Origin of the sequence: Donghicola sp. XS_ASV15 (genome assembly GCF_041224595.1) — a bacterium.
In the GTDB taxonomy this organism is placed as follows: Bacteria; Pseudomonadota; Alphaproteobacteria; order Rhodobacterales; family Rhodobacteraceae; genus Donghicola.
Map to the genome: position 1 here is coordinate 20,453 of NZ_JBGFGN010000150.1, position 23,354 is coordinate 43,806.

The following is a 23,354-nucleotide window of genomic DNA, read 5'->3' on the forward strand; positions in this document are numbered from 1 at the left end:
CTCTTCCGCAGCCGCAGGAGCCCCGCATATGACCATCGCTGATCCTGAGTTTGCAGCCGCACAGGCCCGCGAGGCCCGCCGCGCCAAACTCTTTACCCGCATCAATTCCGCCGACAAATGGCTGACCGTTCTGGGTCTGGGCTGGATCACCCCGATCCTGCGCGCCGCTGCCGGTGACAACCCCCAAGCCCAAGCCAAAGAAATCTGGCGCTTGTTGGGGACCCCAGTTCTGGCCATTCTGGCCTTCCTCGTGCTGTGGGGCACGCTCGCACCTCAGGTTCAGACCTCGCTTGGCGCGATCCCCGGCCCCGTCGCCGTGTGGGAAGAAGCCGTCACCCTGCATGAAGATGCCGAAGCCAAAGCCGCCAAGAAAGCTCAATTCGAAGAGCGTCTGGCCGCCCGCAATGAAAAACTGATCGCCGCCGGTCAGGCCGACAAGGTCAAAGTGATCGAGTACACTGGCGCTCCCAGCTACTACCAGCAGATCTGGACCTCGATCAAAACCGTCTTCTTCGGCTTCCTGCTGGCGACTGTCGTTGCTGTTCCTCTGGGGATCATGGCTGGTCTGTCGCCCTATGCGAACGCCGCGCTGAACCCGATCATTCAGATCTTCAAGCCCGTTTCGCCGCTGGCATGGCTGCCCATCGTGACCATGGTCGTCTCGGCCACCTACACCACCACCGACGGCTGGTTCGACAAAGCGTTCCTGACCTCGGCGATCACCGTGACCCTGTGTTCGCTGTGGCCAACCCTGATAAACACCGCGCTGGGTGTGGCCTCGATCGACAAAGACCTGATCAACGTGTCCAAAGTTCTGAAAATGAACACCTACACCAAGATCACCAAGCTGGTTCTGCCCTCGGCTCTGCCCCTGATCTTCACCGGCCTGCGTCTGTCGCTGGGTGTGGGCTGGATGGTTCTGATCGCGGCCGAAATGCTGGCCCAGAACCCCGGTCTCGGCAAATTCGTCTGGGATGAATTCCAGAACGGTTCGTCCAGCTCGCTCGCTCGTATCATGGTAGCTGTGTTCACCATCGGCATCATCGGCTTCATGCTCGACCGCCTGATGTACGCGATCCAAGCTGCCTTCACCTTCTCGAACAACCGGTGATCGATATGGCTGTCATCGAATTCAAGAATGTCTCCAAAAGCTTCGGCACGGGCGAACACGCCACCCACGTTCTGAAGAGCATCAACCTGAATGTCGAAGAGGGCGAGTTCCTCGTTCTCCTCGGCTTCTCGGGCACCGGCAAGACCACCTTGATCAACCTGATGGCGGGTATCGAAAAGCCCACCACCGGCGGTATCACCTACAAAGGCAAGGAAATTACCGGCCCCGGCCCCGAGCGCGGCGTGATCTTTCAGAACTATTCGCTGATGCCTTGGCTGACTGTGCATGGCAACGTCATGCTGGCGATGGACACCGTCTTCCCCAAGATGCCCAAGGCTGAAAAGGAAGAGAAGGTTGCCCATTACATCAAGATGGTTGGCCTGAGCCACGCAACCACCCGCCGCCCCGCCGAACTGTCCGGCGGTATGCGGCAGCGTGTGAACGTCGCCCGCGCTCTGGCGATGAACCCCGATGTTCTGCTGTTGGACGAGCCTCTGTCCGCTCTGGACGCCCTGACCCGCGCCAATCTGGGGGACGAGATTGAGGCGATCTGGAACGAGGACAAGAAGACCTGTGTTCTGATCACCAACGACGTGGACGAAGCCATCCTTTTGGCCGACCGCATCATCCCGCTGAACCCCGATGGCACCTTGGGCGACGAAGTGCGGGTTTCCATCCCTCGTCCCCGTGACCGGATGGCGATGAACCACGACGAAACCTTCAAGCAACTCCGTATGCAGGTGACCAACTACCTGATGGATGTCGGCATCGAGGCCAAAGTCGAAGGCACCCGCCAACTGCCCGACGTCACACCGATCCACGGCGTTCCGACTGTGGTCAAGGACGCGCAAGAGGGCCTGATCGAAGAGCGTTTTCTCGACTTCAGCCAGCTGCATAAAATCTACCCCACCCCAAAGGGTCCGCTTACCGTGGTCGAGGACTTCGACCTCAAGGTAAACCGCGGCGAGTTCATCAGTCTGATCGGCCACTCGGGATGTGGTAAATCCACGGTTCTGACCATGGCGGCTGGTCTGAACGACATCTCCAAGGGTGCGATTAAACTGGACGGTCGCCACGTCGAAGGCGCCGACCCCGAGCGTGCGGTTGTGTTCCAGTCGCCCAACCTGTTCCCCTGGCTGACCGCCAAGGAAAACGTGGCGATCGGCGTGGACAAGGTCTATCCCCGCGCGTCTCAGGCAGAACGTCAGGACGTGGTCGAGTACTACCTCGAGCGTGTGGGTCTGGCCGATGCGATGGACAAAGAAGCCAGCTCCATGTCGAACGGCATGAAGCAGCGCGTCGGTATCGCCCGTGCGTTCGCATTGTCGCCCAAGCTGCTGCTGTTGGATGAACCCTTCGGGATGCTCGACTCGCTGACCCGCTGGGAACTGCAAGAAGTGCTGATGGAAGTCTGGTCGCGCACCAAGGTGACCGCGATTTGTGTGACCCACGATGTCGACGAAGCAATCCTTCTCGCTGACCGCGTGGTCATGATGACCAACGGCCCGCAGGCCACGATCGGCAAAATCGTCGATGTGGATCTGCCCCGTCCGCGCACTCGCAAGGCTCTGCTCGAACACCCTGACTACTACACCTACCGTCAGGAAGTTCTCGACTTCCTCGAGGAGTACGAGCACGGCGCCAAACCAAAACCCAAAGCGCCAAAGGCGATCGCTGCGGAGTAAAAATGACCCCCTTTGCCATCAGTCTCGTTGAAGAAACCTTTGCCAAGATCGAGCCTCAGTCAGAGGAATTCGCGCGGCACTTCTACGATGATCTGTTTGCTACGGCACCCGAAGTCCGCCCCTATTTCGAAGGGGTCGACATCGAAGCGCAGAGCAAGAAGCTGATGGAGACTTTGTCCTTGATGGTGAAGGGGCTCAACGACCTCGAAACGACCATCCCTATGGTGGAAGAGCTGGCAAAACGGCACGTGGACTACGGCGTACAGCCCGACGATTACGACAAGGTCGGTGCCTCTCTGATGCGAACGATCGCACGCGCTCTGGAAGAAGAGTTCCACCAAGAGGCCGAGATGGCCTGGGATGAAACCTACAGCACCATGGCCACGGTGATGAAGATGGCCGCTTACGACACAAGTGGACGGGGCTTCAAATCCAAGCGCCCCGCTGGACAGAAACCCTTTTGGAAGTTTTGGTGATGACACAAAAACTCGTTGTGATCGGTGCTGGTATGGCCTCTGGCCGTGCACTCGAGCACCTCTTCGAGGCAGGCGCGGACTGGGATGTAACCCTGTTCAACGCCGAGCCCCGCGGGAACTACAACCGCCTGATGCTGAGCCCCGTTTTGTCGGGCGAAAAGACCTACCAAGAAATCGTCACGCACGATGAGGCATGGTACCAACAGCACGGCGTGGACACCCATTTTGGCACCCGCGTGACCGAGATCGACCGCGCTGCCAAAATCGTGCGTGCGGACGACGGCTCCGAAGTCAGCTACGACAAGTTGGTGTTCGCAACTGGCTCTAACCCCTTCATCATCCCAATGCCCGGTCACGATCTGGAAGGCGTCATTGCCTACCGCGATCTCGAAGACACCGAGCGCATGATGAACATGCCCGCAGGATCCAAGGTCGTCGTGATTGGTGGCGGCCTGTTGGGCCTCGAGGCTGCAGCAGGCATGGCCGCGCGCGGCATCGACGTGACCGTGGTGCACATCATGGGCCACCTCATGGAACGCCAGTTGGACGAGCCTGCGGGCTACTTGCTGCGCCGCGCCCTCATGGACAAGGGCATCACCGTCAAATGTCAGGCGAACTCCAAAGAGATCCTGGGTGAAGACGGCAAAGTCCGCGCCCTGCTTCTGGACGATGGCACCGAACTGCCCTGTGACCTGCTGGTCATGGCGGTTGGCATTCGCCCTAACACCAAGCTTGGCGCGGAATGCGGTCTGGCGGTCGGTCGTGGCATCCATGTCGATGACCAGATGATCACCTCTGACCCCGATGTTCTGGCGCTTGGCGAATGTGTCGAGCATAACGGCGCTGTCTTTGGTCTGGTTGCTCCGCTTTATGACCAAGCCAAGGTCGTCGCCAAAACCCTGATGGGCGAAGAGGCTGCCTTCCAGCCCCGCGAAACCTCGACCAAGCTGAAGGTCACCGGTTGCGATCTGTTCAGCGCAGGCGACTTTGCCGAAGGGGACGACCGCGAGGACATCGTGTTCCGTGACCCTGCCCGCGGCGTCTACAAGCGCGTTGTGATCAAGGACAACAAGATCATCGGCGCCGTGATGTATGGTGACACTGCCGACGGCAACTGGTTCTACGGCATGATGAAAGACGGCACCGATATCTCGGAGATGCGAGAGACGTTGATCTTTGGTCCGGCCTACCAAGGGGGCGCCTCTGTGGACCCTATGGCGGCCGTTGCAGCCTTACCGGCTGACGCAGAAATCTGCGGCTGCAACGGCATTTGTAAAGGTCAGATCGTTGACGCAATCAATGCGGGGGCCCAAGACTTGGCGGGCATCCGCGCCACGACCAAGGCCAGCGCGTCCTGCGGGACCTGCACAGGATTGGTCGAACAGGTTCTGGCGGTCACATTGGGCGACGATTTCGTCATGCCCGCGGCGCAGTCGGTTTGTGGCTGTACCGACTTGTCCCACGAGGACGTCCGCCGCCTGATCAAATCGCAGGAACTGCAATCCCAACAAGCCGTCTGGCAGGAACTGGGCTGGAAAACCGTGAACGGCTGCCACGTCTGCCGTCCGGCAATCAACTATTACCTGCTGGCCGACTGGCCGGTGGAGTATCAGGACGACCCACAGTCTCGCTTTGTGAACGAGCGCAACCACGCGAACATCCAGAAAGACGGCACATATTCGGTCGTGCCGCGCATGTGGGGCGGGATCACCACCCCCGACGAGCTGCGCGCCATCGCCGACGCCGCCGAGAAGTACAACGCCAAGACCGTCAAGGTTACCGGCGGCCAGCGCATCGACCTGCTTGGGATCAAGAAAGAAGACCTGCCCGGCATCTGGTACGATCTCAATCAGGCGGGCATGGTCTCTGGCCATGCATACTCCAAAGGTCTGCGGACAGTAAAAACGTGTGTAGGCACCGACCACTGCCGCTTTGGCACACAGGATTCGACCGGTCTGGGGATCAAGCTGGAAAAGGCTCTGTGGGGGTCATGGACTCCGCACAAGGTTAAACTGGGTGTCTCTGGCTGCCCCCGCAACTGTGCCGAGGCGACCTGCAAGGACGTTGGCATCATCTGCGTCGACTCGGGCTACGAGGTCAGCGTTGCTGGCGCAGCAGGCATGGACGTGAAGGAAACCGAACTCCTTGCCAAAGTCCCGACCGAAGAAGAAGCGCTGGAGCTGACCTGCGCCTTTGTCCAGATCTACCGCGAGAACGCGAAATATCTGGACCGCGCCTATAAATGGGTCGCCAAAGTCGGCCTCGATTGGGTCAAGGAACAGGTTGTGGACGATCTAGCCAACCGCAAAGCGCTGGCAGACCGTTTCGAGCTGTCCCAATCCATCTACCGCAAGGATCCGTGGGCGGATCTCGCAGAGCCGCAAAAGGCCGAGCGTTTCGCCCCTGTCGCAGATTTCACCTTGGAGGCTGCAGAATGAGCTGGACCGATATCGCCGCTCTCGAAGACATCCCCGTGCGCGGCGCACGGATCGTGAAAACCCGCGCGGGCTGCATCGCAGTCTTTCGCACTGCGGATGACGAGGTCTTTGCGACCTCGGACCGCTGCCCCCACAAGGGCGGCCCCCTGTCCGAGGGCATCGTGCATGGAAAATCAGTGACCTGCCCCCTGCACAACTGGGTGTTCAGTCTGGAAACCGGCGAGGCTCAGGGCGCTGACGAAGGTCAGATCGCCACCTATCCCGCCCGTGTCGAAAATGGCCGCGTCCTGATGGACCTGAGTGAAATCAAAAAGGTAGCAGCATAATGGATGGTGCAGATCTTCCCCACTCCGTTCCCCGCCGTTCCGGCCCGATGGCGGCTGGCGCGACGGTCTGCACCACCTGCCCCTATTGCGGCGTTGGCTGCGGCGTTCTGGCCACACCCGACACCGCTGGCGGCCTGAGCATCAAGGGGGACCCCAATCACCCCGCGAACCTTGGCCGCCTGTGTTCCAAGGGTTCTGCCCTTGGGGAAACGGTTGATCTGGATGGCCGTCTGCTGGCGCCCAAATTGCACGGCAAAGACGTTCCGTGGAATGACGCTCTCGATCTGGTTGCCCAAAAGTTCAAAGATATAATTGATCGGTATGGCCCTGACTCTGTGGCCTTCTACGTCTCGGGTCAGCTGCTGACCGAAGACTACTATGTGGCCAACAAGCTGATGAAAGGTTTCATTGGCTCGGCCAACATCGACACCAATTCGCGCCTGTGCATGGCCTCTACCGTCGCGGGCCACAAGCGCGCCTTCGGCACCGACACCGTTCCAGGCGTGTACGAGGATCTGGAGCAGTGCGACCTGTTGGTTCTGGTCGGCTCGAACCTCGCGTGGTGCCACCCTGTGCTGTACCAGCGTGTTGCTGCGGCCAAGGCCGAAAACCCGAATATGCGCGTGATCACCGTCGATCCGCGCCGCACGGCGACCTCTGACCTCAGCGATCTGCATTTGGCGTTACAGCCGGGTACCGACGTGGCCCTGTTCAACTACTTGCTTGCTGAGATCGCAGAGCGCGGCGCCGTGGATCAGGACTTTGTGGACAGCCATGTCGAGGGCTTCGACGATGCGCTCCAGTCCGCGATGGCGAACAACCCCGCGATCACGGGCCTGTCCGCCGCGGACCTCAAGGCCTTTGCCGACATGTGGATCGGCACCGAAAAGGTCGTTACCGTTTTCAGCCAAGGCGTGAACCAGTCCTCATCGGGCAGTGACAAGGTGAACGCGATCCTGAACTGCCACCTTGCCACCGGCCGCATTGGCCGCGAGGGCATGGGTCCGTTCAGCGTCACCGGTCAGCCCAACGCCATGGGCGGGCGCGAGGTTGGCGGTCTGGCCAATATGCTGGCCTGCCACTTGGACATCGAAAACGCCGAGCATCGCCATGTGGTGCAGACCTTCTGGAATGCGCCAACCATGCCGGAGAAAGCGGGCCTCAAGGCTGTGGACATGTTCCGCGCCATGTCCGACGGCAAGATCAAGGCGCTGTGGGTCATGTGCACCAACCCCGCCGTTTCCCTGCCTGAAGCTGACGCTGTGGCGAATGCCATCCGCGACTGTGACTTCGTCGTCGTCAGCGACCTGACAGATCAGACCGACACCGCAAAGCTGGCCGATCTGGTCCTGCCCGCCACTGGCTGGGGGGAAAAGGACGGCACGGTCACGAACTCTGACCGCACCATCAGCCGCCAGCGCGCTGTTCTGCCTGCGCCCGGTCTGGCGCGTCACGATTGGGCGATCATCGCCGACGTGGGCCGCCGCATGGGCTACATAGAGGCGTTCGACTACGAATCAGGCGCCGAGATTTTCCGTGAATACGCAGCGCTGTCAGGGCTGGCCGCAGATATGGGCCGCGACTTTGACATCTCTGGCCTGCGCGACATCAGCGACGCCGAATACAACGAGATGAAGCCCCAGCGCTGGCCCGTGACCTCGAACGGCCCGACGGGACGGATGTTCGGTGACGGCAAGTTCTTTACCCCGTCGGGCAAGGGCCGGATGCTGCCGCTGACCCACCGCACGCCGCAGTCGCAGCCGACCGCCGAATTGCCCTTCCGCCTGAACACCGGACGGGTGCGCGACCAGTGGCATACGATGACCCGCACAGGGAAATCGGCGCGCTTGACCCAGCATATCGCCGAACCCTTTGCCGAGTTGCACCCCATGGACGCACAACGTCTTGGCGTTTCGGATGCGGACCTGATCCAGCTGTCCAACCCCAATGGCGAGGCGATCCTGCGCGTTCTGATCACCGACCGCGCACAGCCCGGATCGATCTTTGCCCCCATTCACTGGACCGGCCAGAACGCCCCCACGGGCCGCATCGACCGCTTGGTCACGGCCCATGTTGACCCCGTTTCCGGCCAACCCGAGAGCAAAGCCAGCGTCACCGCCGCCGAGCGTTTCGACGCCACGTGGTACGGCTTCGCGGCCAGCTCGAACGAGTTCACGCCAAATGCCAGCTACTGGGCCTTGGGCCGCAGTAACTCTGGCTACCGCGCGGAACTCGCGGGCCTACAGATCAAGGACGATTGGGAGGATTACGCCCGCGACCTCTTTGGCATGAAGAATGCCGAGGCCGTTGTGTTCGACGATCCGACCAAGGGCATCGCCCGCGTCGCATTAATGGAAGAGGGCCGCGTGCAAGCTGTTCTGTTCGTCGCGCCTGACCCTGTCGCGCTATCTCGCACCCATGTGATTTCCGAATTGGGTAAAGCTGGTCCAGAGTTGTTGGCAGGTCGGCCCGGTGCCGACCAACCCGATCCGGGGGCCACGGTCTGCGCCTGCTTGAACGTGGGCATCAACACGATCCTCAACGCAATCACCGAGCAGGGCTTGACGTCGGTCACTCAAATCGGTGAGGCACTCGGAGCGGGAACAAGCTGTGGCTCTTGTCGGCCAGAGCTGGCACAATTGTTGGCCAAACGTCCCTTTCCGGAGGCTGCTGAATGAACCAACTTGCTCCTTTCGTCCGCATTCTGGGCCGTGGCCCGGGACGCAGTCGCAATCTGACCGCCGAAGAAGCGCAGGAGGCCATGGGCATCATCCTGCGCGGCGAATGCGCCCCCGAGGCGGTCGGCGGATTGCTGATGCTGATGCGGTACAGGGGAGAAGAGCCTCAGGAGATCGAGGGGTTCGTTCGTGCGTTTCGCGCCACGCTGCCGGAATGGCAGGGGGCCCATCCTGCGCTAGACTGGCCGACCTATGCTGCGGGCCGCAGCCGCGGGTTGCCATGGTTCCTGCTATCTGCGCGGATCGTCGCGATGGCGGGCCATTCGGTGCTGCTGCACGGCTGGAACAGCTATCAGGCCGAGGGTGCGGACGTCCGCTCGGCGCTGCCGTTTGTCGGCATCCCGATGGCTGCCGATTACGCGGACGCGAACCGGCTGCTGGCCGAAGGTCACATCGCCTATCTGCCGCTGGAAAACTTCGCGCCCCGTGCGCTGGCGCTGCTGAAACTGCGCGATGTTCTGGGCCTGCGATCCTGCATCAACACCACCTGCCGAGTGATGAACCCTGCGACGGCTGACGCGCAAGTTCAGGGCGTCTTCCACCCGCCCTACCTGACGCTTCAGGCCGAAGCATCCGCCCTGCTAGGGCAACCGCAACTGTCCGTCCTCAAGGGCGGCGGCGGCGAGTTCGAACGCAACCCGGCAAAACCGATCGCTCTGCACGGGTTACGTGACGGTCAGCTGTGGAACAGCACTGCGAAACCGATTCTGGACGTCCATAAGCGGCTGTCCGAAACCGACACCCCGCACGAGGCCGTATACCTGACCAAATTCTGGGAAGGCACCCATGCCGATCCCTACGCCGAAGCGATCGTGTTGGGCACTGCCGCTGTTGCATTGGAAACAGTCGGTGCCGCTGCCGACGGCGAAGGTCTTGCACTGGCACAAGACCTGTGGGCAAAACGCGCGGCAACCGTAGCGGCCTGACTTTTACGATCACTGGAGTGACGCCATGAAATCCTTTCCCATGTTCCTGACGATGGCGGAGCGCCGCGTAGTGATTGTGGGCGGGGACGAGCAGGCCGCTCAGAAGTCCCGTCTGATCCTGAAAACCGAGGCCGAGATTGTTCTCGCCGCGCCAGAGCTAGAGCCGGAACTGGCCGCGCTGGTGGCCGACGGCCGTGCCAGCCACTACGATGGCCCCATCACGCCGGATCTGTTCCGCGGCGCTGCTCTGGTCTTTATCGGCTCGGGCTGTCCGGGCATCGACGCCAGCATCCACGCCATCGCCAAAGAGGCGGGCGTTGTGGTGAATGTGGTGGACCAACCACATCTGTGCGACGCGACCACGCCATCACTGGTGGACCGTGATCCGGTCGTCGTCGCCATCGGGACCGAAGGCACGGCTCCGGTTCTAGGGCGTCAGATCAAGACCCAAATCGAAACCATGCTCGACCCGCGCCTTGGCGGCTTTGCCGCGCTGGCGGGGCGTCTGCGCGATGCCGTTGCCTTCCGCGTCCCCAAAGAGGCGCGGCGCGAATTCTGGCGCCGGACCTTTAGCGGCGCGGCGTGGGACAAGCACCGCTCAGGCGCCGAGCGTGAAGCGGCCCAAATGCTGAAGGCCGAGATCGAGGCTGGCGGTATTCCTGAACCAACCGTGGGGAGCATCGCGCTCGTTGGTGCTGGTCCGGGAGCGCGAGATCTGCTGACGATGCGCGCCGTGGCTCGTCTGCAAGAAGCCGACATCATTTACTATGACCGTTTGGTCGACCCCGAAGTTCTGGAACTGGCCCGCCGCGATTCCGAACGCGTTTTTGTCGGCAAAGAGGTTGGCGCGCACAGCTGGCCGCAGGACAAGATCAACCAAGTCATCGTCGCCAGCGCCAAGCAGGGTAAGAAAGTGGTTCGTCTGAAATCCGGCGATCCTTCGCTCTTTGGACGCAGTACCGAAGAAATGGCTGCAGCTGAAACCGCAGGTATCGAGGTCGAGATCGTGCCCGGCGTGACCTCGGCCAGTGCAGCGGCGGCATCAATCAACCGCGCTCTGACCGAACGTGGACAAACGGACCATGTCGTCTTCTCCACCGGCACCTGCCGTCCCGGCGCGCCGAACCCTGATTGGGGGCGCATGCTGAACGAAGGCGCGACCCTCGCACTCTACATGGCAGTCGCCCGCGCAGACGAGATCGCAGAAACTTTGGTACGGAACGGGGCCCCAGTCGATTGCACGGTCGAGATTGTGACCCGTGCCAGCCATTCTGACGAGAAAATCTGGAAAACCACCTTGGGAGATCTGGCCCGCACTGTGGCCGAGGATGGCGTCGAAAACCCAGCGATCATCATGGTTCGCCGCCCGAAACTCACCGCGCCTGCGTTCAGATGCGCCAAGGGTTGATCAGCCCTTCATCAACGCGTTGCGATCCACAAGGAACTTCTCTGAAAGCGGCAGGCTAGCTGCCCCAAGCGCCCGGGCATCGCTGCCGATTGTGCCTATACGAATATCTGGCAGTTCGATGCCTGCGGTATTGAGCAGGGCAGCTTTGCTTTTCGTACGCTGAACCAAAGCACTTCGTACGGTTTCCGGCATCCAACCGTCGATCATCACACAGCCGAAATCGATCAAAGACGCCGCCGAAGCAATCGCATAGGCCAGACCTTGGCTTGCCTCTTCGATCCAGTGGTCAATGATCTCGGTCGGGGCATCCCAGTTTTTCGGAGAGGACCAGATCGCGTCGGCGGACAGTCCGTTCTTGATCATGGCATCTTCAACGCAGGACAAAGATGCAACGTCAACGAGTTGCGTCAGCTTGTTGCCATTGAAACCGATCGGAACCGAGCCGACCGCTCCGGCATTGCCGGTCTTGCCCGTGTAAACCGTGTTATCCAGCACGAGACCACCGCCAATGAAGAATCCGATAAAGAAATAGAGAAAGTCATGGGGGCGTCCTTCGGTCTCCCCAAAAACGACTTCTGCGCTACATGCCGCCGACGCATCATTCTGCAAGAACACAGGGAAGTCGCAGCGCTCTTCTATTTCTGCACGAATATCGCGGGTCCGCCAGTCGTCCATTTCCTCGTCATCAAGGCCGAGCGTCTTTGCCCAATCCCACAGGCGAAAAGGAACCGCGATGCCCATCCCCGCAACTCGGCCACGTTCTTCTTCGGACAACTCCGCCAAAAGCTGGGAGACCCCATGACGGGCAAACATCACAACGCCATCGGGGCTCGGGAACCGATGAGTGAGTTGAACGCGATTGCGAATGACTCCCAGAAAATCGGTTAATACCAATTCGAGACTCCGGCGCCCCACCTTGAGCCCCAGAAAGAATGCGCCAGTCGGACGAAGCTCAATCGGAACGGATGGCTGGCCGACACGGCCTCGGATCGGCTCTCCTTTGGCAAGTAAACCGTCTGCTTCGAGGGACCGCATGATGACGGAAACCGTTTGAGCAGATAGCCCAGTCAGTCTGGCGATTTCTGCTTTGGCCAGAGGACCTTGCTGGCGAATGAGGGTCAGAACCAAACGCTCGTTGTGGGCACGTACACCTGTTTGGTTGGAGCCGCGCACCCGCGATACCGTCTTATTGCTAGTGGCGTCGATTGTCGGACCGTTCATTCTATCCCCCTCAGACGCCTCTCGTACGCCGCCTGCTCATCGGTAACAAGCTTGTAAATGCGAAGCGATCTGTCAATACTAAATCAACTTGATTTATTTATTGACGAATGAATGTGAATCAGTTTTCTTTGCGCCAAGAGAGGCCGAAATGCCGATCCGTCGACCGAGAGGACGGTCGAGATTTACTTGGGAGGAAGACCTATGAAGACCATCAAGACAGCACTTTTGACTGGTGCAGCCATCGCCGTTTCCATGGCAGCAGCCCCCGCAATGGCAGCGGGCCACGAAGTTGGCGCATGCCTGATCACCAAAACTGACACCAACCCGTTCTTCGTGAAAATGAAGGAAGGCGCGGTTGCTGGTGCAGAAGCCAACGGCATCAACCTGCAAACATTTGCCGGCAAGATTGATGGCGACGTCGAAAGCCAGGTCTCTGCTGTTGAAACCTGCATCGCATCGGGTGCCAAGGGCATCCTGATCACCCCTACCGACAGCCGCGCTCTGGCACCTGTTGTGACCCAAGCGCGTGAGAACGGTTTGCTGGTTATCGCACTGGACACCCCGTTCGAGCCCGCAGACACCGCGGATGCGACCTTTGCCACCGATAACTTCAAAGCTGGCGAGATGATCGGTCAGTGGGCCAAGGCCAAGATGGGTGACGACGCAGCGAACGCGAAGATCGCAATGCTCGACCTGAACCCCTCGGAAATCTCGGTTGACTACCTGCGTAACCAAGGCTTCCTGCAGGGCTTTGGTGTCGACATCAAAAACCCCACCGACATCGGTGACGAAGACGATCCGCGTATCGTTGGCAACGACGTAACCAACGGTAACGAAGAAGGCGGCCGTACCGCGATGGAGAACCTTCTGCAGAAGGATCCCGAGGTGAACGTTGTCTATACCATTAACGAACCCGCAGCAGCTGGTGCCTATGAAGCGCTGAAGTCCATGGGCCGCGAGAACGACGTTCTGATCGTATCAGTCGACGGCGGCTGCCCCGGTGTCCAGAACATCGCAGACGGCGTCATCGGCGCAACCTCGATGCAGTTCCCGCTGCTGATGGCGTCCAAAGGCATCGAAGCGATCAAGCAGTTCGCTGAAACCGGAGAGAAGCCCCAGAACACCGAAGGTCTGGACTTCTACAACACCGGCGTCGAGCTGATCACCGACGAGCCTGTAGACGGCATCGAAAGCCTGTCCTCGGAAGAGGGTCTGGGCAAGTGCTGGGGCTAATTAACGGGTAACCGCCATTCCGGGGGGCGGATATTCCGCCCCCCGATTTGTTTGTAAATTTCTCTCCCAACACACCATCCAACCAAAGCTGTACAGACTGGCAGCGAAGGAGGAGCCGCATGAGCGACGAGAGCCAATCCCGGCCGCGAGGTCAGGATTTTGAATCATCCCTCGACAAGAGCGACAAAACCGTCGCCGCGTTCGAGCACACCAGCAAAGGCGTGATGGACCACATCCAGAAAGCGCTGCACGGCAACCCGACTCTGGTCCCCGTGATTGTTCTGGTGATGTCTGTCATTGTCTTTGGCTTTATCGCCGGTGACCGCTTCTTTTCGGCCTTCAACCTGACACTAATCATGCAGCAGGTGTCTATCATCGGCCTGTTGGCAGCAGCGCAGTCGCTGATCATTCTGACCGCAGGCATCGACCTGTCGGTGGCCGCGATCATGGTGCTGATGAGTGTTGTGATGGGCAATCTGGCCGTGTCGTTCGGCGTGCCGACCTTCTTTGCTCTGATCATCGGCTTTGCTGGTGGCGGCGCGGCCGGTTTCCTGAACGGCCTGATGGTCACCCGCCTAAAGCTGCCCCCGTTCATCGTGACCTTGGGCACTTGGAACATCTTTTACGCCTTGAACCTGTGGCTGTCGGGCGCGCAATCGATCCGCAGTCAGGACATCGATGCAAACGCGGGCGCGCTGAAGTTCTTTGGCGAGGCGTTCAACATCGGCTCGGCGCGGATCACCTTTGGGTCCATCCTGATGATCGTCGTCTTCTTTGCTCTTTGGTTCCTACTGAACAAAACAGCCTGGGGCCGCCACGTCTACGCCATCGGCGATGACAAAGAGGCCGCTGAACTGGCTGGCATCCGCACCGACCGCACTCTGACCCAAGTCTACATGCTGGCAGGCGTCGTCTGCGCCATCGCCGCCTGGAGCAGCGTGGGCCGCATCGGCTCGATTAGCCCCCAAGCGTTCTACGAGGGCAACCTGCAGTCCATTACCGCGGTTGTGATTGGGGGCATCTCTCTGTTCGGTGGTCGCGGTTCGATCCTTGGCGCTCTGTTTGGCGCGCTGATCGTGGGCGTGTTCCAGTCGGGCCTGAAGCTGGCCGGTGTGGACGTGCTCTGGCAAGTGTTTGCAGTGGGTTGGCTGATCATTCTCGCTGTTTCGATTGACCAATGGATCCGGAAGGTGTCGGCATGATGACCCAAGAACCCATTCTCAAAGCCCGTGGTCTGGTAAAGCGCTACGGCAAAGTCACCGCCCTGAACCAAGCCGATTTCGATCTGTACCCCGGCGAGATCCTCGCTGTGATTGGCGACAACGGTGCGGGCAAGTCGAGCTTGATCAAAGCCATCTCGGGCGCCGTAATCCCCGACGAAGGCGAGATCACTCTCGAAGGCAAAAAGATCCAGTTCCAATCGCCGCTCGAAGCGCGGGAATCTGGCATCGAGACCGTGTACCAGACGCTGGCGCTGTCCCCTGCCCTATCGATCACCGACAACATGTTCGTGGGCCGTGAACTGCGCAAACCCGGCTTCGCTGGGAATGTTCTGCGGATGCTGGATCACAAGGCGATGGAAGCCTTTGCCCGCGAGAAGCTGAACGAGCTGGGTCTGATGACCATCCAGAACATCAACCAAGCGGTCGAAACCCTGTCCGGTGGTCAGCGCCAAGGTGTTGCCGTGGCCCGCGCGGCTGCGTTCGGCTCCAAGGTGATCATCCTTGACGAACCGACCGCTGCGCTAGGGGTCAAGGAAAGCCGCAAGGTTCTGGAACTGATCCAGGACGTCCGGTCGCGCGGTATCCCGATTGTCCTGATCAGCCACAACATGCCGCACGTGTTCGAGGTCGCAGACCGCATCCACGTGCACCGCTTGGGCCGTCGTCTCTGCACGATCAACCCCAAGGACTACACCATGTCCGACGCGGTGGCGTTTATGACGGGCGCAGCCGAGCCGCCCGCCGAAGCGGCCTAACCTCTCCCAGCAAAGGGCACGCCTCCCCCTTTTTGTCCTTTGCTTAATGCGCGGGTTGGTTCTGAACCAGCCCGCGCTTTTTTGTGCCCTGCGTCTGTGCCGCGCTTGCAGCATCAATGGGACCGCGTTACCCCGATAGAAAATTTCGATGACGCCCCCTCAGATATCGGAGAGCATTCATGACCGCTGACCGTCTCGGCTTTGCCGTCTCTCTCGCCCGCAAGGCTGGCGCTTTGGCCCAGTCCATGCGCGATCAGGCCGGAGGGCTGGACTACACGATCAAAGCCCCCGAAGACTACGCCACCGACGCCGATTACGCGGTCGAGGCTCTGATCCGCCAGCGCATCGCGGAAACTTATCCCGAGGATGGCGTTCTTGGCGAAGAAGACGGCCTGCAAGGCCGCGTGAACGGCTGCTGGATCGTGGACCCCATTGACGGCACCATCAACTTCAGCCGCGGCATGGACGATTGGGGTATTTCCATCGGCTACTTCAACGGGACAGAATTCGAGCTGGGGGTCATTTTCGCCCCCGACAAAAACCTGATGGCCAGCGGTCAAGCCGGACGTGGAGCCTTTGTGAATGGCAAGCCCGTGACATTCGGCCAAGGTCATCCCAGCCAGACAAAGCTTATCTCTATCGGCTATTCCGACCGACAGCCCATGCAGGAGTACACCGACCGGATCGCCCGCATCCGCGCGGCCGGGATGGACCACCGCCGCCACGGCGCGGCGACTATCGGTTTCCTCGGTGTGCTTTCGGGCTGGTTTGACGCCTACTACGAGCGTGCCCTGAACATTTGGGACGCGGCTGCTGGTCTGGCGATGATCAAGGCAGCTGGCGGTGTGGTGGAGCATGGCCCCTTTGACACCTTCGTGAAAGAACCGACACGAGTGCTGGCCCACAACGGCCGCATCCCCGAGGTCGGTCGGATCGTGGACCCAGCCCAAACGCAGGCTGCCGAATAACGAAAACGCCACCCCATCACAGGGCGGCGTTTCCTATTTCAGAACCTCATTGAGATCACGCAGTCTTTTTCTTGCGCCCCGTAGCCTGGCGCACGATCACGTAGAAGGCAGGCACCATGAAGACGCCGATAAACGTCGCCGTGGCCATACCCCCCAGCACACCGATGCCGATGGCGTTCTGGGCCGCAGCGCCCGCACCGCTCGCAGTCGCAAGGGGCACAACCCCCAGCATGAACGCGAGCGAGGTCATGAGAATCGGGCGCAGACGCAGGCGTGCGGCCTCCATCGTGGCTTCGATCAGCTCTTTGCCCTGCGCTTCCAGATCTTTGGCAAATTCGACGATCAGAATGGCGTTCTTGGCCGCCAAGCCGATGGTCGTCAGAATGCCCACCTTGAAGTACACATCGTTTGACTGGCCGAACAGATAGGCAGCCGCAAGAGCGCCGAGGACACCCACCGGCACCGCCAGCATCACCGAAAACGGAACCGTCCAGCTTTCGTAGAGCGCGGCGAGACACAGGAACACAACAAGAACCGCAAGCGCATAGAGATAGGGCGCTTGGTCGCCAGATTGGCGTTCCTGATAGCTGATACCTGTCCACTCGACGCCGTATCCGCCGTCAATCGTGGTCGCCAGTTCTTCCATCGCGTCCATGGCCGCACCGGACGAGGCGCCATCGCTATTACTGCCCGAAATCTCGATCGCATCCGCACCCGAGTGGCGGGACAGCTTTGGCTGAACCGAGACCCATTCCGTGGTCACGAAGCTCGAAAATGGCACCATCTCGTTCGAGTCGTTGCGGACATACCAGCTTTCGATGTCCTCGGGCTGCATCCGGTGTTCGGGCGCGGCCTGTACGATCACGGGACGCAGGTTACCTTGCAACACAAAATCGTTCACTTCGGACCCGCTGAACACTACCGACAGCATCGAGTTCACGTCAGACAGCGACACACCAAAAGCGTCGATCTTCTGCTGGTCGATGTTGATCCGAAGGGCGCTTTCGGCATCCACGCCAGACACACGCACGTTGGTCAGACGCGAGTCCTCACCGGCCTTTTCCACCAGTTCGTTCGCGGCTTCGATCAGGGAGTCGTATCCGTTGCCCCCATTGTCCACAAGGTACATCGAGAAACCGTTGGTATTGCCCATCCCAGGGATGGCCGGCGGCTGCATAAAGAAGATCTGGCCCGCACGGTGCGCCCCAAAGCGCATGTTGGCACGAGTGGCCAAGGCACCCGCTGCGGCCTCCGCCGCGGTCCGGTCGTCAAAGTCGTGCAGCTTAATGAACAGCATCGCATTGTTCTGACCCGAGCCACCAAATCCGAAACCAAGCGCCGCGAACACGCTGTCCACCGTCTCGGTTTCTTCGTTCAGCAGGTAATCCTCGATTTCTTCGACGACAGACAGGGTTTGCTGGGTGGTCGAACCTTCGGTCAACTGCACCATGGTCATCAGCATACCCTGATCTTCGGTCGGCAAGAAGGACGAGGACAGGCGCTCATAGATCTGCCATGCGCCAACACCGATCCCGACCAGAACCAGCAGCATGATGATAGGTTTGCGCAGGATGCGGCCCACGGTCCGTTCATAGCCACGGTTAAAGCGATCGAAGTTGCGGTTAAACCAACGAGCGGGGGCAATCCCCTCTCCGTGGCTGCGCTTCAGGATGCTGGCACAGAGCGCGGGCGTCAGGACCAGCGCCACGATCGCAGAGAGAACCATCGCGGTGATGATCGTGACCGAGAACTGTCGGTAGATTACACCGGTCGACCCACCAAAGAACGCCATCGGCAGGAACACAGCCGACAGCACCAAGGCAATACCGATCAGCGCGCCGGTAATCTGGCCCATGCTACGCTCGGTGGCGGGCATCGGTTCCAGATTGTCTTCGTCCATCACGCGTTCGACGTTCTCCACCACCACGATAGCGTCATCCACCAACAGGCCAATGGCCAGAACCATCGCGAACATGGTCAGTGTGTTGATCGAATACCCCAGCGCCGCGAGCATCGCGAAGGTCCCCAGCAGGACCACAGGCACCGCAATGATCGGGATGATCGTCGCGCGCCAGTTTTGCAGGAAGACAAGGATCACGAGGAACACCAGAACGACCGCTTCGATCAGGGTGTGGTAGACCTTTTCAATCGACAGCTCGACAAAGGGCGAGGTGTCGTAGGCGTATCGGATTTCAACGCCCTCGGGCAGAGCGGGTTCGAGGCTGGTCAGCACCTCGCGCACGGCTTCGGCGGTGTCCACCGCGTTCGCACCTGTCGCAAGGTTCACACCGAAACCGGCCGCATTCAGACCGCTGAAGCGGCTGTCGCCCCCATAGCTTTCCTGACCGACTTCGATTTCCGCTACGTCGCCAAGGTAAACGGCGCTGCCGTCCTGTTCACTCTTCAGCAAGATGCTTTCGAACTCTTCGACACTGGTCAGCTGGCTTTGCGCGGTGATGGTCGCTGTAAACTGCTGGCCTTGGACCGTGGGCTGGCTGCCCAGGTTGCCAACAGACACCGTGGTATTCTGCGCCTCAACCGCGCTGGTGATATCTGCCGGGGTCAACTGGTACTGCACCAACTTCAGCGGGTCGAGCCAGATGCGCATGGCATAGCCAGAGCCAAAGGTATTGATGCCGCCGACGCCCTCGGTTCGCTGGACCGGACCTTCGATGGTTTGGTCCAGAATATCGCCAAGCTGTACAGGGTTGTAGCTGCCATCGACAGAAACGAGCGCCCCCACCATCAGGATCGAACTGGTCGACCGGCGCACAGTGACACCCGCTTGCTGTACGCGCTCGGGTAATTGGGATTCAACCTGACGGACCTTGGTCTGTACTTCGTTCTGGGCATCGATCCCTTCGACACTTTCGTCAAAGGTCAGTGTGATGCTGCTAGAGCCTTCGCTGGAATCCGAGACCATGTAGAGCAAGCCATCAAGGCCGGTCATCGAATCTTCAATGGTAGAGGTGACAGAGTTCTGAACAGCTTCGGCAGTTGCGCCGGTATAAGTGGCGGAGACCCGGACGGTGGTCGGCGCGATGTCAGGATACTGGGAGACGGGCAACTGGGTTAGAGAAAATGCCCCTGCGAGCATTGTCACAATCGCCAGAACCCACGCAAAAACAGGACGGTGAATAAAGAAATCGACCAATGCGCTTACTCCGCTTCGGCGGGGGTGGCCGCATCAGAGACAACACCATTTTCGTCGATGGTCACAGCAACAGTTTCAATATCTGCACCAGCGCGCAGATTGCGCAGGCCGTCGACGATCAGCATGTCACCCTCGTCAATCCCGTCGGTGACGACCCACGCGTTCTGGTAGGTGCCTTCGGAGATGAGAGTCACTTGCTTGGCCTTGCCATCCGCAGCGACAAAGGCGGTCAGATCGCCGGTCGCACTCCGGTCTGTGGCGCCTTGGGGGACCAGAACAGCCTCGGTCTCGCCCACTGTCACCTGCGCCCGCAGGAACATACCGGGCATAATCAGCTGGTCGGGGTTGTCAAACTGCATCCGGAACTCGACGCCGCCAGTGGTCGAAGACACCAGCGTGCCGGGGCTGACCAGCGCACCTTTGCTGTCGTAGGATTGACCGTTCTCCAAAGTCAAAGACACATCCAGACGCTCTCCCATCATCAGTTGGCCTTCGGCAATGCGTTCACGGGTCTGCAGCAGACGCGCACTGGATTCGGTCAGGTCCACATAGATCGGGTCCATGCGGGTCAGGGTCGTCAGGGCGTCGGATTGGTTCGCCGTGACGAGCGCCCCGATCGAGAATTCCGAAACCTCTGGGATGCCCTGAATGGGTGCGCGGATTTCTGTGCGGTCCACGTTTAGCTGCGCGGTTTGCAGGGATGCTTCGGCAGCACGTTCGTCCGCTTCGGCTTGCATCAGGGCCACCTCGGCGCTTTCCACACTCTCGCGGGTCACTCCCACCCCGTCGAGTTTGCGGTAGCGATCCACAGTGGCCTGTGCCGATTGAACGCTGGCCTTGGCGCCGGCCAAGGACGCTTCGGCTGCGGCGAGTTCAGCGTCATAGGAGGCCGCTTCGATCCGGTACATCAGGTCGCCAACTTCCAGCGGCTGACCGGGGGTGTAGACGATCTCTTCGATCACACCTTCGACCCGAGGGCGAATGTCGGTTTGTTCAAAAGCAACAGCGCGTCCGGGCAACGTAACCTGATAAGGCACCATGGCCGAGGTCATTTCGATTACACCAACTTGCGTGGCCGAAGGGGCCCCGCCGGGCGCTTGCTGTGCCAGAGCAGAGGTCGCGCAGGTCAAAAGCACTGCAGCACCGAACGCTAGGTCACGAGCTCGAAAAAGGGAGGGGAGTGGGGTCATAAGGGGACTCGATCTCGGGTTATAGAAGTGAAATGGCGACGGAAATCGCGTTCATGTAATAAACGTTTAGGTATGTCTTTTTCTGTCGCTCTCCGATGCTGCAGTAGCAAAAATCACGGGAATGTCAGCGCAAACACGCACGCGAAGCGAAGTTTTCAGGCCCAATTCCACATCTGCGCAGGGTTTTATCCGCATTTCAGCAGAGAACCGGACCACAGTCTTTGCCTTAGCAGCACTTTCGCTCTAATGGGAGAAGATCAAGAGAAGCACGACCATGACAAAAATCCCGCCAAGCACCGAGTCCGCCTTCGATCGGCTGATGGCCGAAAAGACCCCCGCCGACAGCCGTCAGGCGCGGCAATTGGCACGACGCAAGATGATCACAGAGGCCGTGATGGCCGAGGGCACCATGCGGATCGAGGATCTGACTGACCGGTTTGGCATCAGCCTGATGACCGTCCACCGCGATCTGGACGAACTGGTGAGCCTTGGGCTGCTGCGCAAAACCCGCGGGATCGTCTCCGCTGCGCCGACCAACCTGATCGAATCCAGCGATATCTACCGCTCCTCCCGTCAGGTCGCCGAGAAACGTGCAATCGCGGCCAAGGCGATGGAGTTCATCGAACCCGGTCAGGCCGTCTTCCTCGACGATTCCACCACCGTCTGGCAGATGGTTGAATTGCTAGAGAGCAAGGCGCCGCTGACCGTACTGACCAATTCGCTGCTGATGATCAACGAGTTAAAAGAGGTTCGCGATATTGCCCTGATCGCTTTGGGCGGGCAGTTTTACAACTGGTGCAACGCCTTTATGGGCCGGATGACCCGCAGCCAGATCGCGCAGGTCCGTGCGGATACGGTGTTCGTATCAATGTCTGCGATTGCGAATGACGTGGTCTACCACCAGTCGCCCGAGATGGTCGAAACCAAGCGTGCGATGCTGGAATGCGCGGACAAGCGCATCCTCTTGGCGGACCACACAAAGTTCAACCATCGCGCGCTGCACAGCTTTGCGTCGCTGACCGAATTTGATGCAGTGATCGTAGACGACAACATCGCCCCCGAGGACCTGCGCCGCATGCAGGACAAGGGCATCAACGTCGCCATCGCAGAGGTGGGCAAGACCAAACCCAAGACCGTCCGGACGTTGGAATCCTCTGACGAGGAAGAATAAAAAGAGGGGGCCCGTCGGCCCCCTTGAGTGCACGGAAACCTGTGCGGTAACTCGTTAATCTACAATCGTCGCTTCCGTGGCGGCGCGCAGTTCGTCTTCGGTTACGCCCTCTGCACATTCCACGATCTTCAGGCCGCCTTCGACCACGTCCAGAACACCGAGGTTGGTGATAACGCGGTCCACAACGCCCTTGCCGGTTAGGGGCAGGGTGCAGGATTTCAGCAGCTTCGACTCGCCATGCTTGTTGGTGTGGTCCATGACCACGACCACGCGGCCCACGCCAGCCACCAGATCCATCGCGCCGCCCATGCCTTTGACCAGCTTGCCGGGGATCATCCAGTTCGCCAGATCACCGTTTTCAGCCACTTCCATGGCCCCCAGAATCGCTGCTGCGATCTTGCCGCCGCGGATCATGCCAAAGCTGGTGGAGCTGTCGAAATAGCTGGTTTCGGGCAGTTCGGTGATGGTCTGCTTGCCGGCGTTGATCAGGTCGGGGTCTTCGTCGCCCTCATACGGGAACGGGCCCATGCCGAGCATACCGTTTTCCGACTGCAGCATCACGTTGACGCCTTCGGGAATGAAGTTCGGAACCAGCGTCGGGATGCCGATGCCGAGATTCACATAGGTGCCGTCTTCCAACTCTTTTGCCGCGCGTGCGGCCATTTGATTGCGATCCCAGGGCATATCAGGCCTCCTTCTGACGCACGGTGCGCTGTTCGATCCGCTTCTCGTGTTCGCCTTGGATCAGGCGGTGCACATAGATGCCGGGCAGGTGGATGTGGTCGGGGTCAAGGCTGCCAGCGGGGACGATTTCCTCGACCTCCATGATGCAGACCTTGCCGCACATGGCTGCGGGCGGGTTGAAGTTGCGGGCGGTCTTGCGGAACACAGCATTGCCAGTCTCGTCGGCTTTCCACGCTTTGACGATGGAAATGTCGGCGAAAATGCCTTCTTCCATGATGTATTCTTCGCCGTTGAAGACCTTTACGTCTTTGCCTTCGGCAATCACGGTGCCCACGCCGGTCTTGGTATAGAAGCCGGGGATGCCCGCGCCGCCAGCGCGCATGCGCTCGGCCAAGGTGCCCTGCGGGTTGAACTCCAACTCCAGCTCACCGGACAGATACTGGCGCATGAATTCCGCGTTTTCGCCCACGTAGGACGACATCATCTTCTTGATCTGGCGGGTGTCCAGCAGTTTGCCCAAGCCAAAGCCATCCACACCGGCGTTGTTCGACGCAACGGTCAGACCTTTGACCCCGCTTTCCACGATCGCATCAATCAGCAGTTCGGGAATCCCGCACAGGCCAAAGCCCCCTGCCGCGATCAGCATG

At 60.0% G+C, this 23,354-nt stretch carries 18 protein-coding genes; 13 read left to right on the forward strand and 5 right to left on the reverse strand.

The window, feature by feature from the left end:
- Positions 1–28 precede the first annotated feature (28 nt).
- The 8 genes from AB9K37_RS12475 to cysG are packed head-to-tail and all read left to right on the forward strand — an operon-like array spanning position 29 to position 11,108.
- Positions 29–1,111 (forward strand): ABC transporter permease, encoded by a 1,083-nt coding sequence (locus tag AB9K37_RS12475; RefSeq protein ID WP_369839177.1) that lies wholly within the window; start codon positions 29–31, stop codon positions 1,109–1,111.
- A gap of 5 nt (positions 1,112–1,116) precedes the next feature.
- Positions 1,117–2,796, forward strand: a complete 1,680-nt coding sequence (locus AB9K37_RS12480) for an ABC transporter ATP-binding protein (RefSeq protein WP_369839180.1) — start codon at positions 1,117–1,119, stop codon at positions 2,794–2,796.
- 2 nt (positions 2,797–2,798) lie between these two features.
- Positions 2,799–3,272 (forward strand): globin domain-containing protein, encoded by a 474-nt coding sequence (locus AB9K37_RS12485; RefSeq protein ID WP_369839183.1) that lies wholly within the window; start codon positions 2,799–2,801, stop codon positions 3,270–3,272.
- The gene (gene nirB / locus AB9K37_RS12490; RefSeq protein WP_369839186.1) at positions 3,272–5,710 is read left to right on the forward strand and encodes a nitrite reductase large subunit NirB; all 2,439 of its coding nucleotides are present in this window, start codon (positions 3,272–3,274) and stop codon (positions 5,708–5,710) included. Before AB9K37_RS12485 ends, nirB begins: the two co-directional genes overlap by 1 nt.
- The gene (gene nirD, locus AB9K37_RS12495) at positions 5,707–6,036 is read left to right on the forward strand and encodes a nitrite reductase small subunit NirD (protein ID WP_369839189.1); all 330 of its coding nucleotides are present in this window, start codon (positions 5,707–5,709) and stop codon (positions 6,034–6,036) included. The genes nirB and nirD overlap by 4 nt, the downstream gene beginning before the upstream one ends.
- Positions 6,036–8,714, forward strand: a complete 2,679-nt coding sequence (locus AB9K37_RS12500) for a molybdopterin-dependent oxidoreductase (RefSeq protein WP_369839192.1) — start codon at positions 6,036–6,038, stop codon at positions 8,712–8,714. Before nirD ends, AB9K37_RS12500 begins: the two co-directional genes overlap by 1 nt.
- Positions 8,711–9,700 (forward strand): glycosyl transferase family protein, encoded by a 990-nt coding sequence (locus AB9K37_RS12505; RefSeq protein ID WP_369839195.1) that lies wholly within the window; start codon positions 8,711–8,713, stop codon positions 9,698–9,700. Before AB9K37_RS12500 ends, AB9K37_RS12505 begins: the two co-directional genes overlap by 4 nt.
- A 25-nt stretch (positions 9,701–9,725) precedes the next feature.
- The gene (gene cysG / locus AB9K37_RS12510; RefSeq protein WP_369839197.1) at positions 9,726–11,108 is read left to right on the forward strand and encodes a siroheme synthase CysG; all 1,383 of its coding nucleotides are present in this window, start codon (positions 9,726–9,728) and stop codon (positions 11,106–11,108) included.
- Here cysG and AB9K37_RS12515 read toward each other — a convergent pair whose 3' ends face one another.
- The gene (locus AB9K37_RS12515; RefSeq protein WP_369839200.1) at positions 11,109–12,329 is read right to left on the reverse strand and encodes an ROK family protein; all 1,221 of its coding nucleotides are present in this window, start codon (positions 12,327–12,329) and stop codon (positions 11,109–11,111) included.
- A gap of 201 nt (positions 12,330–12,530) precedes the next feature.
- Between AB9K37_RS12515 and AB9K37_RS12520 the strand changes: the two genes are divergently transcribed.
- The 4 genes from AB9K37_RS12520 to AB9K37_RS12535 all read left to right on the forward strand — a co-directional run bounded on the left by AB9K37_RS12520 (position 12,531) and on the right by AB9K37_RS12535 (position 16,508).
- Positions 12,531–13,562 carry a sugar ABC transporter substrate-binding protein gene (locus tag AB9K37_RS12520; protein ID WP_369839203.1) on the forward strand — a complete coding sequence of 344 codons (1,032 nt, stop codon included), beginning with the start codon at positions 12,531–12,533 and terminating at the stop codon, positions 13,560–13,562.
- 119 nt (positions 13,563–13,681) lie between these two features.
- Positions 13,682–14,764: an ABC transporter permease gene (locus AB9K37_RS12525; RefSeq protein WP_369839206.1), complete on the forward strand. Its 1,083-nt coding sequence runs from the start codon at positions 13,682–13,684 to the stop codon at positions 14,762–14,764.
- Entirely contained in the window at positions 14,764–15,540 is a 777-nt protein-coding gene (locus tag AB9K37_RS12530; RefSeq protein ID WP_072710006.1) for an ATP-binding cassette domain-containing protein, read from the forward strand. Before AB9K37_RS12525 ends, AB9K37_RS12530 begins: the two co-directional genes overlap by 1 nt.
- 179 nt (positions 15,541–15,719) lie before the next feature.
- Positions 15,720–16,508: an inositol monophosphatase gene (locus AB9K37_RS12535; protein ID WP_369839209.1), complete on the forward strand. Its 789-nt coding sequence runs from the start codon at positions 15,720–15,722 to the stop codon at positions 16,506–16,508.
- A gap of 55 nt (positions 16,509–16,563) precedes the next feature.
- Here AB9K37_RS12535 and AB9K37_RS12540 read toward each other — a convergent pair whose 3' ends face one another.
- Both AB9K37_RS12540 and AB9K37_RS12545 read right to left on the reverse strand, forming a co-directional pair.
- Positions 16,564–19,662, reverse strand: a complete 3,099-nt coding sequence (locus AB9K37_RS12540; protein WP_369839212.1) for an efflux RND transporter permease subunit — start codon at positions 19,660–19,662, stop codon at positions 16,564–16,566.
- Positions 19,663–19,667: 5 nt separating this feature from the next.
- Positions 19,668–20,852: an efflux RND transporter periplasmic adaptor subunit gene (locus AB9K37_RS12545; RefSeq protein WP_369839215.1), complete on the reverse strand. Its 1,185-nt coding sequence runs from the start codon at positions 20,850–20,852 to the stop codon at positions 19,668–19,670.
- 274 nt (positions 20,853–21,126) lie between these two features.
- On the opposite strand from AB9K37_RS12545, the gene AB9K37_RS12550 reads away from it, so the two are divergent.
- Complete coding sequence (locus tag AB9K37_RS12550) at positions 21,127–22,023, forward strand: DeoR/GlpR family DNA-binding transcription regulator (protein WP_369839217.1); 897 nt, start codon at positions 21,127–21,129, stop codon at positions 22,021–22,023.
- Between the two features lie 54 nt (positions 22,024–22,077).
- Here AB9K37_RS12550 and AB9K37_RS12555 read toward each other — a convergent pair whose 3' ends face one another.
- Both AB9K37_RS12555 and AB9K37_RS12560 read right to left on the reverse strand, forming a co-directional pair.
- Positions 22,078–22,707, reverse strand: coding sequence for a 3-oxoacid CoA-transferase subunit B (locus AB9K37_RS12555; protein WP_072705711.1), 630 nt, complete (start codon positions 22,705–22,707; stop codon positions 22,078–22,080).
- Position 22,708: 1 nt separating this feature from the next.
- Positions 22,709–23,353: a CoA transferase subunit A gene (locus tag AB9K37_RS12560; RefSeq protein ID WP_369839220.1), complete on the reverse strand. Its 645-nt coding sequence runs from the start codon at positions 23,351–23,353 to the stop codon at positions 22,709–22,711.
- Position 23,354: the final 1 nt, after the last annotated feature.

What these genes read in the sequence shown, in the direction of transcription:
- AB9K37_RS12525 (WP_369839206.1), top strand. Translation starts at nt 13,682, where the DNA reads ATGAGCGACGAGAGCCAATCCCGGCCGCGAGGTCAGGATTTTGAATCA.
- AB9K37_RS12545 (WP_369839215.1), bottom strand. Translation starts at nt 20,852, where the DNA reads ATGACCCCACTCCCCTCCCTTTTTCGAGCTCGTGACCTAGCGTTCGGT.
- AB9K37_RS12475 (WP_369839177.1), top strand. Translation starts at nt 29, where the DNA reads ATGACCATCGCTGATCCTGAGTTTGCAGCCGCACAGGCCCGCGAGGCC.
- AB9K37_RS12500 (WP_369839192.1), top strand. Translation starts at nt 6,036, where the DNA reads ATGGATGGTGCAGATCTTCCCCACTCCGTTCCCCGCCGTTCCGGCCCG.
- AB9K37_RS12560 (WP_369839220.1), bottom strand. Translation starts at nt 23,353, where the DNA reads ATGCTGATCGCGGCAGGGGGCTTTGGCCTGTGCGGGATTCCCGAACTG.
- AB9K37_RS12555 (WP_072705711.1), bottom strand. Translation starts at nt 22,707, where the DNA reads ATGCCCTGGGATCGCAATCAAATGGCCGCACGCGCGGCAAAAGAGTTG.
- AB9K37_RS12535 (WP_369839209.1), top strand. Translation starts at nt 15,720, where the DNA reads ATGACCGCTGACCGTCTCGGCTTTGCCGTCTCTCTCGCCCGCAAGGCT.
- AB9K37_RS12520 (WP_369839203.1), top strand. Translation starts at nt 12,531, where the DNA reads ATGAAGACCATCAAGACAGCACTTTTGACTGGTGCAGCCATCGCCGTT.
- AB9K37_RS12480 (WP_369839180.1), top strand. Translation starts at nt 1,117, where the DNA reads ATGGCTGTCATCGAATTCAAGAATGTCTCCAAAAGCTTCGGCACGGGC.
- AB9K37_RS12515 (WP_369839200.1), bottom strand. Translation starts at nt 12,329, where the DNA reads ATGAACGGTCCGACAATCGACGCCACTAGCAATAAGACGGTATCGCGG.
- AB9K37_RS12505 (WP_369839195.1), top strand. Translation starts at nt 8,711, where the DNA reads ATGAACCAACTTGCTCCTTTCGTCCGCATTCTGGGCCGTGGCCCGGGA.
- nirB (WP_369839186.1), top strand. Translation starts at nt 3,272, where the DNA reads ATGACACAAAAACTCGTTGTGATCGGTGCTGGTATGGCCTCTGGCCGT.
- cysG (WP_369839197.1), top strand. Translation starts at nt 9,726, where the DNA reads ATGAAATCCTTTCCCATGTTCCTGACGATGGCGGAGCGCCGCGTAGTG.
- nirD (WP_369839189.1), top strand. Translation starts at nt 5,707, where the DNA reads ATGAGCTGGACCGATATCGCCGCTCTCGAAGACATCCCCGTGCGCGGC.
- AB9K37_RS12550 (WP_369839217.1), top strand. Translation starts at nt 21,127, where the DNA reads ATGACAAAAATCCCGCCAAGCACCGAGTCCGCCTTCGATCGGCTGATG.
- AB9K37_RS12530 (WP_072710006.1), top strand. Translation starts at nt 14,764, where the DNA reads ATGACCCAAGAACCCATTCTCAAAGCCCGTGGTCTGGTAAAGCGCTAC.
- AB9K37_RS12485 (WP_369839183.1), top strand. Translation starts at nt 2,799, where the DNA reads ATGACCCCCTTTGCCATCAGTCTCGTTGAAGAAACCTTTGCCAAGATC.